Annotated in this window: 17 protein-coding genes; 9 read left to right on the forward strand and 8 right to left on the reverse strand. The window is 70.6% G+C overall.

Translation table 11 applies throughout. The features are described from left to right. The first annotated feature begins 14 nt into the window (after nucleotides 1–14). The 3 genes from KF837_18225 to KF837_18235 all read left to right on the forward strand — a co-directional run bounded on the left by KF837_18225 (nucleotide 15) and on the right by KF837_18235 (nucleotide 3,920). Complete coding sequence (locus KF837_18225) at nucleotides 15–1,754, forward strand: hypothetical protein (GenBank protein MBX3229262.1); 1,740 nt, start codon at nucleotides 15–17, stop codon at nucleotides 1,752–1,754. Next, the gene (locus KF837_18230) at nucleotides 1,739–2,482 is read left to right on the forward strand and encodes a transporter (protein MBX3229263.1); all 744 of its coding nucleotides are present in this window, start codon (nucleotides 1,739–1,741) and stop codon (nucleotides 2,480–2,482) included. Before KF837_18225 ends, KF837_18230 begins: the two co-directional genes overlap by 16 nt. A gap of 91 nt (nucleotides 2,483–2,573) precedes the next feature. Beyond that, entirely contained in the window at nucleotides 2,574–3,920 is a 1,347-nt protein-coding gene (locus KF837_18235; protein ID MBX3229264.1) for a HAMP domain-containing histidine kinase, read from the forward strand. Between the two features lie 96 nt (nucleotides 3,921–4,016). On the opposite strand, the gene KF837_18240 is transcribed toward KF837_18235, so the two are convergent. After that, nucleotides 4,017–5,498 carry a chloride channel protein gene (locus KF837_18240; protein MBX3229265.1) on the reverse strand — a complete coding sequence of 494 codons (1,482 nt, stop codon included), beginning with the start codon at nucleotides 5,496–5,498 and terminating at the stop codon, nucleotides 4,017–4,019. Nucleotides 5,499–5,532: 34 nt separating this feature from the next. On the opposite strand from KF837_18240, the gene KF837_18245 reads away from it, so the two are divergent. The 3 genes from KF837_18245 to KF837_18255 all read left to right on the forward strand — a co-directional run bounded on the left by KF837_18245 (nucleotide 5,533) and on the right by KF837_18255 (nucleotide 6,979). After that, on the forward strand, nucleotides 5,533–5,787 hold the full coding sequence (locus KF837_18245; GenBank protein ID MBX3229266.1) for a hypothetical protein: 255 nt from the start codon (nucleotides 5,533–5,535) through the stop codon (nucleotides 5,785–5,787). A gap of 84 nt (nucleotides 5,788–5,871) precedes the next feature. Next, the gene (locus KF837_18250) at nucleotides 5,872–6,621 is read left to right on the forward strand and encodes a response regulator transcription factor (protein MBX3229267.1); all 750 of its coding nucleotides are present in this window, start codon (nucleotides 5,872–5,874) and stop codon (nucleotides 6,619–6,621) included. Next, a complete protein-coding gene (locus tag KF837_18255) occupies nucleotides 6,611–6,979 on the forward strand; it encodes a response regulator transcription factor (GenBank protein MBX3229268.1) in 369 nt (122 codons plus the stop codon). The genes KF837_18250 and KF837_18255 overlap by 11 nt, the downstream gene beginning before the upstream one ends. A gap of 5 nt (nucleotides 6,980–6,984) precedes the next feature. Here KF837_18255 and KF837_18260 read toward each other — a convergent pair whose 3' ends face one another. The 5 genes from KF837_18260 to KF837_18280 form a co-directional block, all read right to left on the reverse strand. Beyond that, nucleotides 6,985–8,481 carry an Hpt domain-containing protein gene (locus KF837_18260; protein MBX3229269.1) on the reverse strand — a complete coding sequence of 499 codons (1,497 nt, stop codon included), beginning with the start codon at nucleotides 8,479–8,481 and terminating at the stop codon, nucleotides 6,985–6,987. Continuing rightward, a complete protein-coding gene (locus KF837_18265; GenBank protein ID MBX3229270.1) occupies nucleotides 8,468–8,863 on the reverse strand; it encodes a hypothetical protein in 396 nt (131 codons plus the stop codon). Before KF837_18265 ends, KF837_18260 begins: the two co-directional genes overlap by 14 nt. Beyond that, a complete protein-coding gene (locus tag KF837_18270; protein MBX3229271.1) occupies nucleotides 8,860–9,378 on the reverse strand; it encodes a hypothetical protein in 519 nt (172 codons plus the stop codon). The genes KF837_18265 and KF837_18270 overlap by 4 nt, the downstream gene beginning before the upstream one ends. 76 nt (nucleotides 9,379–9,454) lie before the next feature. Continuing rightward, the gene (locus KF837_18275; GenBank protein MBX3229272.1) at nucleotides 9,455–10,750 is read right to left on the reverse strand and encodes a serine/threonine-protein phosphatase; all 1,296 of its coding nucleotides are present in this window, start codon (nucleotides 10,748–10,750) and stop codon (nucleotides 9,455–9,457) included. A 4-nt stretch (nucleotides 10,751–10,754) separates the two neighbouring features. Then, the gene (locus KF837_18280; GenBank protein ID MBX3229273.1) at nucleotides 10,755–11,156 is read right to left on the reverse strand and encodes an anti-sigma regulatory factor; all 402 of its coding nucleotides are present in this window, start codon (nucleotides 11,154–11,156) and stop codon (nucleotides 10,755–10,757) included. A 79-nt stretch (nucleotides 11,157–11,235) separates the two neighbouring features. Here KF837_18280 and KF837_18285 point away from each other — a divergent pair, with 79 nt between their 5' ends. Then, nucleotides 11,236–11,601, forward strand: coding sequence for a response regulator (locus tag KF837_18285; protein ID MBX3229274.1), 366 nt, complete (start codon nucleotides 11,236–11,238; stop codon nucleotides 11,599–11,601). An 81-nt stretch (nucleotides 11,602–11,682) separates the two neighbouring features. Here KF837_18285 and KF837_18290 read toward each other — a convergent pair whose 3' ends face one another. Together KF837_18290 and KF837_18295 are read right to left on the reverse strand one after the other, a co-directional pair. After that, entirely contained in the window at nucleotides 11,683–12,783 is a 1,101-nt protein-coding gene (locus tag KF837_18290) for a chemotaxis protein CheB (protein ID MBX3229275.1), read from the reverse strand. Then, the gene (locus KF837_18295) at nucleotides 12,780–13,034 is read right to left on the reverse strand and encodes an Hpt domain-containing protein (GenBank protein ID MBX3229276.1); all 255 of its coding nucleotides are present in this window, start codon (nucleotides 13,032–13,034) and stop codon (nucleotides 12,780–12,782) included. The genes KF837_18290 and KF837_18295 overlap by 4 nt, the downstream gene beginning before the upstream one ends. A 180-nt stretch (nucleotides 13,035–13,214) precedes the next feature. On the opposite strand from KF837_18295, the gene KF837_18300 reads away from it, so the two are divergent. Together KF837_18300 and KF837_18305 are read left to right on the forward strand one after the other, a co-directional pair. After that, nucleotides 13,215–13,577 (forward strand): STAS domain-containing protein, encoded by a 363-nt coding sequence (locus KF837_18300; protein MBX3229277.1) that lies wholly within the window; start codon nucleotides 13,215–13,217, stop codon nucleotides 13,575–13,577. 68 nt (nucleotides 13,578–13,645) lie between these two features. Continuing rightward, nucleotides 13,646–14,287 (forward strand): STAS domain-containing protein, encoded by a 642-nt coding sequence (locus tag KF837_18305; protein ID MBX3229278.1) that lies wholly within the window; start codon nucleotides 13,646–13,648, stop codon nucleotides 14,285–14,287. Nucleotides 14,288–14,551 lie beyond the last annotated feature (264 nt).

Here is a 14,551-nt window from a genome sequence, read left to right on the forward strand (position 1 = left end):
AGTAAGAGGCGGTCGTGCCCGAGCCGTCCGTCGTCGTCCCCGTGCCGCTGCCGGAGGACGCGCCGAAGTTGTTCTACCGCCGCGGCAACCGCTGGCCGCGCGCGATCGCGTGGTTCGGCTTCAAATCGTTCTGGGGTCACCTCTGGCACCTCGCCGCGAGCGTCATCGCGACGGAGGACATCGACTCGCGCGACTGGATGCACCCCGCCACCGCGCGCGCGCTCACGCGCCGCCTCGCCGACACGATCGGCGCCGCACGCCCCGACGCCGACAGCCTCGCGGAGGCGCTCGACGGCGACGTCTGGATCGACTTCGTCTCCGACACCGGCGACGACTTCTCCGTCAGCAAGGCCGTCGCGCGCCTCATCGCGTCCGAGTACGAGGTCGACGATCCCGACGATCCGACGAAGAAGCTCGTCCTCCCGCGCGGCGACGTCCTCCTCTTCGGCGGCGACACCGCCTATCCGGTCGCGACCGAGGTCGAGATCCACAACCGCGTCTGCGTGCCGTTCAACACCGTGCTCCGCACCGTCGCGGACGACAAGAAGCGCGCGCTGCTCGGCGTCCCCGGCAACCACGACTGGTACGCCGGGCTCGACGGCTTCGGCCGCATGTTCCGCGCGCGGCGGCTCATGCTCGGGCGCGCGGAGAAGGAGGACGACCTCTCCGTCGATCGCTTCGGCCAGATCGGGCACTTCGTCGAGTGGGTCGAGGCCTTCCGCCTCGGCACCAACGTCGTGAAGCGCGCCGCCCTCGCGCTGACGGGCTACACGCCGGTGCAGGACGCGAGCTACTGGACCTTCCGCGTCGCGCCCAACCTCGATCTCTGGGGCGCCGACCGCCAGCTCCGGCTCGTCGACTTCCACCAGCGCGCGTTCTTCGCGGAGGAGCGCGACCCCGATCGCGGCATCGTGCTCTGCGTCGCCGACCCGCCGTACGCGTTCCTCGAGCCGAGCCGCGCGGGGCAGGAGATCCTCGCCGCGCTCGATCTCGGGATCGAGAAGGACGGCCTCCTCGTCCTCACCGGCGACACGCATCACTACTGCCGCCAGACGATGGGCCCCGGGATGCAGGTCCTCGCCGGCGGCGGCGGCGCGTTCCTCCACCCCGCGACGATCAACCGGCGCGGCCTGCCCGAGCCCGACGCCGAGTTCCCCGGCCGGACGACGACGGTCGTCCTCGCGCTCCAGGTCCCCTGGCAGATCGCGCACGGTCGCTCCGGCTTCGTCGTGCACACCGTGCTCGCGCTCGTGCAGGCGCCGATCTTCATGCACCAGTGGCGCACGCACGAAGGCGCCGGCTTGCTCAGCGTCGTCGTCGCGCTCGCCGCGTTCCTCGTCTGCTTCTTCCTCGGCGGCTTCCGCAAGAACCGCCTCAAGGTCGCGGCGCTCTCGCTCGTGTGCGGCTCCGTCATCGGTCTCCTGCCGCTCGTGGTGTTCGAGGTGCTGTTGTGGTTCCACATCGCGCGCGCGCTCACGTTCCTCGCGCTCGGCCTCGCCGGCACGGTGTACGTCGGGACCCTCGCGCTCGGCGCGTACCTGATGCTGCTCACGATGCTCGGCATCGAGCAGCATCAGGCCTTCAGCGCGCTCGCGCACCCCGGCTACAAGCACTTCGTCCGGCTGCGCTTCAAGAAGGATGGTAGTCACGCCGACGGGTGGGTCTTCGGCCGCGTCGATCCGCTGAAGAAGGACGATCCCGTCGTGCTCGTCGACCGCTTTCGCTGGAAGAACCCGAAGTGCGCCGCGCGCTGACCCTCGGCCTCGCGCTCGCCGCGCTCTTCGTGAGCGCCCCGGCGGCGGCGATCCGTCCGTTCATCACCGACGACGCGCGCGTGGTCGGCAAGGGGCACCTCCAGCTCGAGACCTACTGGCGCCGCGACGACCTCGCGCTCCAGCACTGGATCCTCCCCGCGATCGGCCCCAACGACTGGCTCGAGCTCACCCTCGGCGGCGTGCACGGCATCGGCAACATCAGCACGCGGGAGGAGGGCTACGACATCGCCGGCCCCGTCGCGCAGGCCAAGGTCCTCCTCCGCGAGACGATCCCGAACCGGCCGCCCGGCTTCGCGCTCTCCGCCGGCACCGTGCCGCCGCTCGGCCGCGGCGGCTTCTCCGCTCCGGGCTGGACGGGGTTCAGCTATTTGGCAATGACGCAGGCCTTCTTCAAAGAAGACGACTTCCTCATTCACGCCAACATCGGATTATCGGCGATCGCGGCGAAGGGCTTCGACCCCGTCAAATTCACGTGGGGCGTCGGCACGCAGGTCGAGACGATCTACGATTTTCACCTCATCGGCGAGGTCTTCTCCGGCGACCCGTACGTCGCGGGCGCGGGCGCGGCGTACCAGGTCGGGTTCCGCATCATCTTCAACGATCACCTCCAGCTCGACGGGACGTACGGCCGCGGCTTCACCGGCGACTCGCCGATGCCTCCCTTCTTCTCGAGCGGCTTCCGCGTCGTCAGCCACGAGCTGTGGTGAGAGTCGACGATCGACCTCGACCACGATTCGTCGGGAATGAATGGCAGGCCTTCGCTGTCGGGGCACAGTCCCGCAGCCGGAGGTGTCACGCATGCCGACCTCGCGCGTAGTCCTGCCCGCGATCTTCGCGGGCGTGGTCCTCTCGTTCGTCACCGCGACCGCGTTCGTGCACTGGGAATTGCGCGCGATCGACGACGCGGCGCTCGAGATCGCCGACGACTCCGCGCCCGGCATCGAGCACCTCGCCGCCGCACGCAGCGATCTGCGGCACCTCCTCCTCGTCCTCCGCCGCGAGCCAGTGGAGAACGCGGCGCTCGTCGACGCGCGCCACGTCCTCGATCGCTCGCTCGACGGCTACCTCACGCGCCCGCTCTTGCCCGGGGAGGAGGAGAGCTGGCGCGACGTGCGGCGCTCCAAGGACGAGCTCGACGGCATGTTGCGGCGCCTCGAGCGCGACGACGCGGACGTGGACGACGTCCTGCCGATCGTCGGCGACGTGTCGGACGCGATCACGGAGGCGCTCGAGGCGAGCGCGGTGCGAACGCGCGAGTCGGCGCTCCGCATCCGGCACCTCCGCGCGCAGTCGAGCCGCGTCGCCCTCGCGCTCGACGTCGTGTGCGCGCTCCTCGCGCTCCTCGGCGCGTACCTCGTGCAGCGCTTCGTCCGCGCCGATCGCGAGATCGCGGAGCGGCGGCGGCAGCTGCAAGAGGAGCGCGCGGCGGAGCTCGAAGGCTTCGCCGGCCGCGTCGCGCACGACATCCTGAGCCCGCTCGGCGCGATCGGCTTCGCCCTCGACATCCTCGGCCGGACCGAAGATCCGAAGCAACGCGCGCGCGTCGTCGAGCGCGGGACCTCGTCGCTCGAGCGGATCCAGCGCCTCGTGAACGGCCTCCTCGAGTTCGCGCGCGCGGGGGGACGGCCCGCCGTCGGGGCGCGCGCCGACGTCGCGCGCATCACCGCCGACCTCGTCGCCGAGCTCGAGCCCACCGTCGCGGAGAAGCGCATCGCGCTGACGACGAAGCAAGACGCCGACCTCGTCGCGGCGTGCGATCCGGGCGTCCTCACGAGCCTCATCGCGAACCTCGCGCGGAACGCGATCAAGTACATCGGCAACGGCAACGGCAACGGCAACGGAGAGGAGCCTCGCATCGAGATCCGCGCCCGCGAGCGCGGCTCCGCCGTCCGCGTCGAGGTCGCCGACAACGGTCCCGGCCTCGCGCGCGAGCTCCACGCCCGCGTCTTCGATCCCTACGTCCGCGCGCCGGGCACGAAGGAGCCCGGCGTCGGCCTCGGCCTCGCGACGGTGCGCCGCCTCGCGGAGGCGCACGGCGGTCGCGCCGGCGTCGAGTCGGAGGTCGGCCGCGGCGCGACGTTCTGGTTCGAGATCCCGCGCTCGCCGAAGGCACCGGCGCCGGCGCCGGCGAGCCACTACGGCTGAATCCAAATCGGATTCGTGATCGCGAGCGGACGGAGCGCGGCGGCGAGCCGCTCGAGCGCGTTCAGCGGGTCCGCGATCGGGTCCATGCTCCTCTCCTCACGAGTCGGGCGGCGCGGTCGAGTCGCGGTAGTCGCGGAGCGGGACGGGACGGCGCAAGAGCCCGCCGTGCTTTCGCAGCTGGATCCGCTGCGCGGGGTAGATCCCGCGGTGACCGGTCAAGATGTACGCGATGACCGAGACGATCACGACGTGCGGGAACGCCTCCGCGCCGAGCAGCTCGACCGCCATGATCGAGAGCGCGATCGGCGTGTTCGCGGCCGCGCCGAAGACCGCGGCGAGGCCGACCCCGGCGCCGAGCTCGATCGGCAGACCAAGGAGACGCGCCAGCACGCTCCCGAGCGTGGCGCCGACGAAGAAGAGGGGGGTCACCTCGCCGCCGAGGAAGCCCGCCGCGAGCGTCACCGACGTGAACACGAGCTTCGCCGCGAACGCGAACCACGGCAGGCTCGGATCGTCGAACGAGCGGACGATCATCGGCACGCCGAGCCCGAGGTAGTCGCTCGTCCCGATCAGCTTCCACATCACGACGACGCAGATCCCGCCCACGCACATGCGGACCGAGAGCCAACGGATCTTTCGCTCGAGGAGGTGCTTCAGGCGATGCGTGAGCTCGACGAACGCGATCGTCGCGAGGGCCATCGCCACCGCCATGACCGCGAGCTTCCCGAGGACGATCCCGGTGAGCTCGACGTGCGCGAGGCGTGGATACGGCGTGTGGACGATCCCGAGCCGGCGCGTGACGAGGTCACCGACGACGGACGCGACGAGCGCCGGCAAGAACGCGTCGTATTCGATGCGACCGACCGAGACGACCTCCATTCCGAAGACCGTCCCGGCGATGGGGGTGCCGAAGACCGAGCCGAAGCCGCCCGCGATCCCCGCCGCCAGGAGCTGGCGACGCGTCTCCTTGCCGACGCGCGCTCGATGGGCGATCTCGTCGGCGAGGCTCGCGCCCATCTGCACCGCCGTGCCTTCACGTCCCGCGCTGCCGCCGAAGACGTGGGTGAGGACGGTGCCGAGGAGCACCATCGGCGCCATGCGAAACGGGATCTGCGGCGCGCTCTCGTGCATCGTGTCGAGGACGAGGTTGTTGCCGCCTTTGATCGGCTTCCCCCAGCGGTCGTAGAGGAAGCCGATGACGAGGCCCGCGATCGGCAGCGTGTAGACGAGCTGCTCGTGCGACTCGCGGAGCTGCGTCGCGTGCTCGAGCAGCGTGAGGAAGAACGCCGACGCGCCGCCGCAGGCGAGCCCCACCGCCGCCCCGAGCCCGATCCACTGGAGGAGCGCGTTCGCCCGCCTCTTCAGGGCCGCCAGGATGTTCGATCGCACGTCACAACCTCCGCGTCGTGAAGCGCCGGAGGTTATCGATGACCTACGGCGCCAGTCATGGCACTGCCGTAGGAGCCATTGGCTCGCTGCCTTCGAGGGAGCGAACGGATGAGGGCGGACTCCACCGCCTCGGACGACGAAGATGACAGCCCAGGTGAGCGGAGTCAATCCTGCGCCCTCGCGCAGCATTGAAGAGCCGCGTGGATCGCGCTCTATTCAGCGGATGAGGAAGAGCATCGTCTTCACGTTCCGCGGGACCTTCGGCGCGCCGGAGATGGTCACGCTCCAGGCGCGGACCGAGGAGAACCTCCGCGCGCTCGGCCTGCCGAAGGAGAGCGGCGTGCAGGCGCGGCTCGAGAGCGACGGCCGCGGCGTGATCGAGGTCACGAACGTCGACGTCGCGATCGAAGAAGTGGTGCGGAAGACGGTCGCTGCGCAGATCACCGCCGCGCACGACGCCGTCATCACCGAGGAGTGATGCTCGCTCCCTATCGCACCGTTCGTCTCCCGGCGCGATGGAACGCTCTACGCGGCGCGCGAACGCACCGTTATCCTGATCGCAGTGACGACCGTGAGCGCACAGCGCAGCGCGATCTTGCGTGCCGAGCTCTTCCGCGACGGCTTCGCGGAGACGACGTGTGCCATCGAGATGACGGAAGAGTCGGTTTTCGTGATCACCGAGCTTCTCCCGCCTCTCGATCATCGCGTGAGCGTCGAGCTCTCGTTCCCGCGCATCTTCCGCCCGCTCCGCCTCTCCGCCGCCGTCACGCAGATCCGCGTCTCCGACGGTCCCGGCTCGCCGCCCGGCTTCGTCGCGACCTTCGACTTCGCCGACGAGCGGCAGCGAGAGCGCGCGCGTGAGGTCGCGCGGCGCATCCGCCCGGTCCCCGGCGCGCTCGCGAACCGCGAGCTCTCGGTCTTGCTCGTCGAGGACAACCAGCTCATTCGCGACACGTTCGCGTACGCGTTCGAGCGCTACTTCAAGCAACGCTCCGCCCGCCTCCGCCTCGTGCAGGCGGCGACGGCGGAGGAGGCGTGGCGCCTCGCGCGCCCCGACCTCGATCTCCTCCTCGTCGATCACACGCTGAAGGCCAGCTCCGGCACCGACTTCGTCTCGCGCCTCCGCGCCGACACCCAGCTCGGGCTCGCCTTCATCGTCGGGATGAGCGGCGCCGGAAGGGCGGCGCGCCAGGCGATGCTCGACGCCGGCGCCGACCTCTTCCTCGCCAAGCCGATCGCGCTGAAGGACCTCTTCTGCACGCTCGAGTTCCTGATCGGCGCGCCGCCGTGGAGCGAATACGGTGCCGCGTAGGATCCTCCTCATCGACGACAGCGCGCTCGTGCTCGACTTCACGCGCGCCGTGCTCGAGCGCGCCGGCTACGAGGTCGCGACCGCGACGACGGTCGCCGCGTTCGAAGCGGAGCGCCGGCGCGCCGCGCCCGACCTCATCATCGTCGACGTCCAGATGCCGGAGGTCTTCGGCGACGACCTCGCGAGCGCGCTCCGCGGCGCGTACAAAGTATCGTCGCCGATCCTCCTCCTCTCGAGCCTCGACGAGGAGGAGCTCGCCCGGCGCGCGGCCGAAGCCGAGGTCGACGGCTGGGTCACGAAGAAGGCCGGACCCGACGCGCTGCTCGCGAAGGTGAAGAGCGTCCTCGGCGAGGCGTGATCCGATCAGGGGCCGCGCGCGGTGAAGAACACCTCGGGGCGGAGGAGCAGGAGGTGCTCGCCGCCGAACGCGACGACCTCGAGCGGCTCGTCCGGCGACGTCGGCGCGATGCGCGTCGCGGCGACGCGCGAGACGGGGCCGCCGATGACGAGGCCGTGCTCCTCGCCGTCGCGCGTGACGACGATCTGACCCACCGTCGGCGTGGTCTGCTCGTTGCGCCGGAGCGCGAGCACGGTGACTGGATCGAGGTACGAATCGCTCTTGCCGCTCCGCACCGTCCACGTCGTCGGGATCGCGAAGGAGAGGCCGGCCTGCGTCGACGGGAGGCGATGCACCTCGACGACGCGCCGCGTGCTCGGGACCTCGAACGACACGATCGCCCCCACGCCGCGCGTGGACGCGATCCCTATCCGCCCGCCGAGCCGCTCGATCCCTGCGCGCACGGCGTCGAGCCCGATGCCGCGGCCCGACACCGTGCCCGCGGACTCGCGCACGGAGAAGCCGGCCGCGAACGTCAGATCGAGGAGCGTCGCCTCCGGCGCGGCGAGCGCGTCTTCGGCCGAGAGGAGCCCGAGCTTCGCCGCGCGATCGCGGATCGACTCGAGGTCGACGCCGCCGCCGTCGTCCTGCACGATCACCGCGACGCTGTCGGTCTCGGCGCGGACCTTCACGCAGACGTTGCCGCGGCGCGGCTTGCCCGCGGCGACGCGGGCGCTCGGCGGCTCGATCCCGTGATCGACCGCGTTGCGCAGGCAGTGGAGGAGCGACGTGTGGATCGTGTCGAGGACCTCGACGCCGACGCGCAGATCGGGGCCCTCGACGATGACGTCGACCTCCTTCCCCAGCTCGGCCGCGAGCTCCTTCGCCGACGCCGCGTGGTGGCGAGCGACGGGCATGAGCGGCACCGCGTCGAGGCCGGCGAGCTCGCCGACGAGCGTGTCCCACGCGCGGCGGAGGCGGATCCGGTCGGACGCGACGAGCATCTCGAGGAAGATCTGGGTCGCCGCGCCGCCGAGGCGCTGCCGGATCGCGACCGTGATCTTGCCGCCGTCGGCCGGGCGCATCGACGCGGCGCCGTTCGACTCCGGGCCCTCCGACTGGCGCGGCCACTCCGCGAGGACGTCCTCGATCTGCTTGAGGAAGCCGCCGATGTCGATCCCGCCGTTCGACGCGCCGGGGCGCTTCCGCACGAGCATGCGCGCGAACTGGATCGCCATCGTGACGAGCACGTCGACGTCCTCGTTCACGCGGTAGCGGCGGCGGCGCGCGGCGACGAGGAGGTCCTCGAGCCGCTGGATGATCAGGACGACGTCGGCGAACCCGACGAGGCGGGCCTCGCCCTTCAGCGTGTGGACGTCGTGGAACAGCTCCGACTCGTTCTCCGCCGTCGCGACGCCGTGCGCGAGCGAGCCCCACGCCTCTTCGATGCGTCCGAGGCGCTCCACCGTCGTCGCTCGAAACTGAGCGACGATGTCGTTCGGGAGCGCTTCAGCTGCCGACACGACGGGCTTTCGACTCGATATGAACGAGCTCGATCGCAAAGCACGAGAGCGCTTGGAGGCTCCGCCTCTGCCAGGCCTTCGTGTCGTCGGAGAAGAAGCGGAGGCGGTACTGCTGGTTCTCGTCGAGCTCCTGGATCTGCTCGAGCCAGACGACGAACGCCTTGAAGCACGACGAGTTCACGAAGTCGCAGTCGCGGAAGTCGATCGCGACCTCGGGCAGCTGGAGGCGCATCGCCTCGGCGTGGACGCGACGGAGCAGCTCCTGGATCGCGTCCTGCGAGCGCGAGTCGGCGCTGCCCGCGAACACGACCGAGAGCTGCCCGTCGGTGAAGGTCGGGGCCGCACGGAGATCGTTCGCGTCGATGTTCGGGATGTCGATCATGGGGCCCCTGTCAGCAGCGCGCCTTCTGCGCGTGGGAAATGCCCTTCGGCGGTGACGGCGATCGTGTCGCCGTCGATCGCGTACGAGAGCGCGAGGTCGGCCTCCGCGCGGATGCGACCGAGCCCGAGGCCGCTGCCGCCGTCGGTGCGCTTCGCGGCGCGATGCATGAGCCGGGTGTACATCGCCGAGGCGTCGGACGCGCCGAGCACCTCGTCGAGGTGGAGGCGCACCTTCTCGAGGCGCTCCGTCGTCGCGCGGTTCTTCGTCCGGATCGCGACGACGAGCTCGCCCTCGACGCGGCGCGCGGAGATGACGAGCTCGGAGCGCTGATCGATCGAGTAGTGGACCGCGTTCTCGAGCATCTCGTGCGTCGCCATCGCGAGGCGGTGGCTCACGTCGGCGTCGGAGAGGAGCTCGCGGTAGAACTCCGCGACGAAGCGACGCACCGTCGACGCGAGGGCCACCGTCGGCCGGAAGCGCAGCTCGAAGAGCGACTGATCGTCGTGCGTCGACATCGGCCCAGCGATCTTACTCGGCGTGTCGGCCGCTGCAACACGATCGCACGAATCCGTCTGGTTCGACGATTTCACCTCAGACGCTCCGGACGCTCGGCACACTGTCGTCCTCCACCCCGAAACGCAGGCCGACGAAGGTGCCGTCGTCCTCGAGCGCACCACCGGCGAGGAACTCCGTCACCGCGGCCAGCACCGCGGCGCCGGCCTTCTCTCCGCGGACGTGCGCGTCCACGATCGCGGCCTGGAAGCGCTCGTCGCCGAACTGCTCCTGCCCCTTTCGAGCTTCGACGAATCCATCGGTATAGAGGTAGACCCCATCTCCCGGCGCGATCCGATCCTCGTGGAGGCCAAACTTCATGCCGGGCCGGAGCCCGAGGAACGCGCCGCCGGCCTCGAGGAGGACCGGCGCGCCGGCGCGGACGATGCATGCGGGCGGGTGCGCGGCGGACGCGATCCACAGGCGCCCGGTGTCGAGGTCGAGATCGACGCACACCGCGGAGAAGAGCATCTCCGCGCTGCGGTAGGTGTGGGCGATCGTCTCGTTCAGCGCGGCGAGGAGCGAGGCCGGATCCGGCGCCGAGCGGCGGACCGCCTCGTAGCCGCTCTTGATGAACATCGTCGTGAGCGACGCGCGGACGCCGTGCCCCGTCGCGTCGGCGACGAACATGCGCACGCGACGGTCCTCCGCCGACACGGCGTAGAGGTCGCCGCCGACGAGGCCGAGCGGCGTGTACACGACCTCGACCGCCGCCCCCGCGATCCGCGGCGGCGTCCCCAGCATCTGGCGCTGGAAGCGGCGCGCTTCTTCGAGATCGCGCTGGATGATCTCGTCGCGCGCCTCGACGTCGCGCAAGAGGCCGACGAGCTCGCGCTCCTGGATCTCGAGCACCGCGAGCTCCTCCGCGCGGAGCTGCGCGATGAGGCGCACCGCGAGGACGCTCTCGACGTCGAAGGCGAGCTCGCCGAGGAGCTCCTCGTCGAGGCGCGCGCCGGCGACGAGGAGCGCGCCGAGCGGCTGCCCCGCCGAGCCGCGGAGCGCGACGGCGGCGGCCATCGGCTCCCCTTCCCCGAACGCGGTCACGATCGGATCGGCGGTCGTCCACACCGCGTCCGCGAGCGCCTGTCCGAGCGGGGACGAGCGCTCGATCGACGCCGGCGTCGCGCGCGTCTCGTCGGTGACGGCGAGGCGGACGTAGTCGCCGTCCTCTTTCTCGGCGCAATACAGCGCGGCGCGCGCGCAGCCGAGCACGTCGACCGCGAAGCGGAGGGCCACGCGCGCGATCCCTTCCAGGTCCTCGAGCACGCGCAGCTCGCGGCGGAGCCCGCCGAAGGCGCGCAGGCGGTCGAGGTGTTGTTGGATCTCCCCGTTCACGCCGTCACCGCGCGTACTTGCGGAGGACGACGCGCGTGCCCTTCTCCGGGCCGGTGTCGACCTCGAAGAAGTCGACGAGCCGGCGGGCGCCGAGGAGGCCCTTCCCCATCCCGGTGCGCGACTGGTACGTGCCGCTCAGGACGAGCTTCAGATCGGAGATGCCGGGGCCGCGGTCGGTCGCGACGATCTCGATGCCGGGGCGCGGCGACGCGAGCTTCCGGAGGTGGATGTTCCCGGTCTGCGCGTAGTGGAAGATGTTGCGCGCGAGCTCGGAGATCGCGGTCGCGACCTTGACCTGGTTGATCTCGCTGAGCCCGAGCTCGCGACACATCTCGCGCCCCGCCCCGCGGGCGCGCACGATGTCCCCCTCCATCTTGATCGCGATGTCGATCGTCTCGGGCCCCATCTCGCCGCCTCAGCGGTGGTCCGATTTTGCACTATTCTCACGAAAACCAAATCCAAGATTTCGACTATCGTCACGCTTCGTGTCTCCCCGGAAGATCCTCCTCGTCGACGACAGCGCCCTCGTCCGGGCCGTCGTCGCCCACGCCCTCGCCGCGGCGGGCCACGAGGTCGCCAGCGTCGAAGACCCTGGAAAAATCGATGATGCGGTCGCCGGCGGAACCCCCGACTTGCTCCTCGTCGACGCGAGCTACCCCGGCGTCACGGACGACGCGCTGGTCGAGGTGGTCTCCCGCCACGCGGCGCGCCTCCCGGTGGTCCTCTTCTCGGATCGCCCCCCCTGCGAGGTGGACGCCCTCGCGTCCCGCATCGGCGCCCGCGGCTCGGTCCCCAAGGACGGCGCCACCCTCGCCTCCCGCCTCGCCGCGTTCTTCTCGGAGGCCGGATAGCGCGAGGCCGCTGCTCGGCGCCTCCGCCCCGCGCTCCCACGGCGCAGCATCCTTCGAGGCCGGGCCGCACCGGCGGCGCGGTCAGCGCATTCGCACGTCCAGCTCCGCGGCGAACGCGGGGTCGCTGCTCGGCGGCGCGGTCGTCTTCTTGCCGACGTCGGTCATCGCGCTCACGAGCGAGCTCGCGATCATCTGCGCCTGGAGCGCGCGCGTGGCGGCGCCCGAGGCGAGCGCGGCGGCGGGGAGCTCGGCGACGGGCGCGGAGTCGGGGCTCTCCGCGATCGTGAGCGCGCCGGCCTCGCGCATCGCGGCGAGGCCCTCGAGGCCGTCGGTCCCCGTTCCCGAGAGGAGCACGCCGACCGCGTCTTTTCCGTAGGTCTCCGCGATCGAGCGGAACATGACCGTCATCGACGGCAGCGCCCCCGCGTACGGCGCGCCCTCGCGCGAGACGACGACGCCGCGCCGCGGGAAGTACACGTGCGCTCCCGGCTCGCCGACGATGACCTCACCCGGCATGCAGTCGTGCGGCGTCGCCGAGACGGTGCGCACGCGGAGCGCGGTCGCGCCCTGGAGGTACTTCACGAACGCGGCCCCGAACTTCGCCGGCATCTGCTGCACGATCACGATCGGCGCGGAGATTCCCGGCGGGATCGCCTCGAGGATCGTCGCGACCGACTTCGGCGCGCCGGTGCCGCCCGCGATCGCGATGAGCGAGAACGGCGGCGGCTCTTCGATCGGGCCCGCGCGCATCGTGCGCGACGCGTCGTGCCGCTCTTCCATGTGGAGGAACACCGGCACGTCGGCGAGGACGCGGACGTGCTGGCGCAGCATCTTCATGCTCTCTTCGTCGCCGATCGACGGCTTCGCCATGAAGTCGAGCGCGCCGGACTGGATCGCGCGGAAGCCGACGTCGCTGTCGGGTCCGAGGCGCTCGGCGGTCACGACGAGGATCGGCACCGGGCTCGTCCCCATGACGCGGCCGATCGTCTCGAGCCCGCTCGGGCCCGGCATGTCGATGTCCATCGTGACGAGGTTCGGCTTGTGCTCGAGGATCTTCGGGAGCGCCTCGAAGCCGTTCGTCGCCTCCCCGACGACCTGGATGTCGCCGTCCGCCTCGAGGATGCGGCGGAGGACCATCCGCGAGATCGACGAGTCGTCGACGACGACGACGCGGATCGTCACGGCGCGCGCTCCTCGGCGACGGCCTCGATCTCCGAGCGCAGCTCCTCGACGAGGTTGCGGAGCCGCACGCGGTCCCCCTTGCGCGCCGCCGCCTCCGCGTCGCGCGCGACGTCGGCCACGCCGTCGAAGGCGAGCATGCTCGCCTCGCCCGAGAGGCAATGCAGCTCCGACGCCGCGGAGCGGAGCTCCGTGCTCTCCCCGCCGGCCTCGCTCAGGAGCTGGGCGATGCGACGGTGGCGTTGCCACGCCATCTCCAGAAAGGGCGCGCGAAAGCTTTCCCGCATTTCCATGAAATCACCCATAACAGATGTAGCGCCGAGGCTCGACGGACACGGCGTCTCGTGCGAATCTCGGCCGCGATGACGGACAGCCTCGATCGCCTCCCGGTGATCCACCTCTGGAACCAAGTGCTCGTCCCGCTCCAGGGGGACGTGAGCGACCACATCGCCGAGCGGCTGGTAGATCAGGTGCTCGACACCATCCGGGATACCGGGGCGGAAGGGTTAATCATCGATCTCACGGGTATCTGGATGGTCGACAGCCACCTCTGCGCCGTCCTCTCGCGCCTCGCCGCCTCCGCGCGGCTGATGGGCGCGGACAGCATCATTTGTGGGATGAACGCGCAAGTCGCGATCACCCTCCAAACGATGGGGATAGACATGGGCGTGGTCCGGACGGCGCTCACGCTCGAGGCGGCGTTCAAGTCGCTCGGGATCGGCCGCCTCGACGGGCACGCGCCCAAGGGCGGCCCCAACAAGCGGCCGCGGCCGCGAACGCCGCGCGAGACGCGCTGACTTACCGAGAATAGTTTGCTTCCACGAAATGCCGTGCCATCGTGCGCGGGACGCAAAGGACCTGACGAATGCCGGAGGCGGTCGACCAGAACTTGTCGGAGCTGATGCTCGAGCGAATCGCTGACATCCTCATCGTCGTCGCGGACGTGGGAAGCGGTGATTACTCGACGCGCCTCAAGAGCAACCTGCCCGAGAACCACCCGCTCTCGACGCTCTACGAGGGCATCAACCAGATGATCGGCTCGCTCGCGAAGGAGCAGGAGCGGAGCGCGACGTACCAGAAGGAGCTCGAGGAGAAGCTCGCGACGATCGAGATCCAGCGCGCGGCGATCCGCGAGCTGTCGACCCCGATCATCGAGGTCTGGGCCGGCGTCCTCTGTCTCCCGGTCGTGGGCGTGCTGGACAGCACCCGCAGCGCCGAGATGACGGAGGCGCTCCTCAGCGCGATCGTCGAGAAAAAAGCGGACTGCGCGATCATCGACATCACCGGCATCCAGGTCATGGACACCGGAACCGCCGATCACTTCCTCCGCATGGCACGCGCGGTCCGCCTCCTCGGCGCCGAGTGCCTCCTCACCGGCATCAACCCGGCCATCGCGCAAACCATCATCCACATGGGCGTCGACCTCAGCGGCGTCCTCACCCACCGCACGATGCGCACCGCCCTCCAGCGCTACATCACCCGCTACTTCTCCCCCGACGACGACTGACCCAAGCCCGCGCCATCGCCGACAAGCCGCGACGCGACCGCTTCCAGAACGACGCGCGACGAGCCGCGACGCACCCGCTTCAACTACAGCGACGAGCGGCAGCCGACGAGCAAGCGCGACGAGCCGCGGACGGTACCGAGCAGGCGACGGGCGGCGGCGCGCGACGCGGCGGGGGCGCGCCTTCAGACGATGGCGACGAGCCGCCGGCGGCCGCACCGGCAGCGCGACGAGCGATGCCACCGCTTCGGAACGACGCGTGGCTTG

Source organism: Labilithrix sp. (genome assembly GCA_019637155.1).
Taxonomy (GTDB): domain Bacteria; phylum Myxococcota_A; class Polyangia; order Polyangiales; family Polyangiaceae; genus Labilithrix.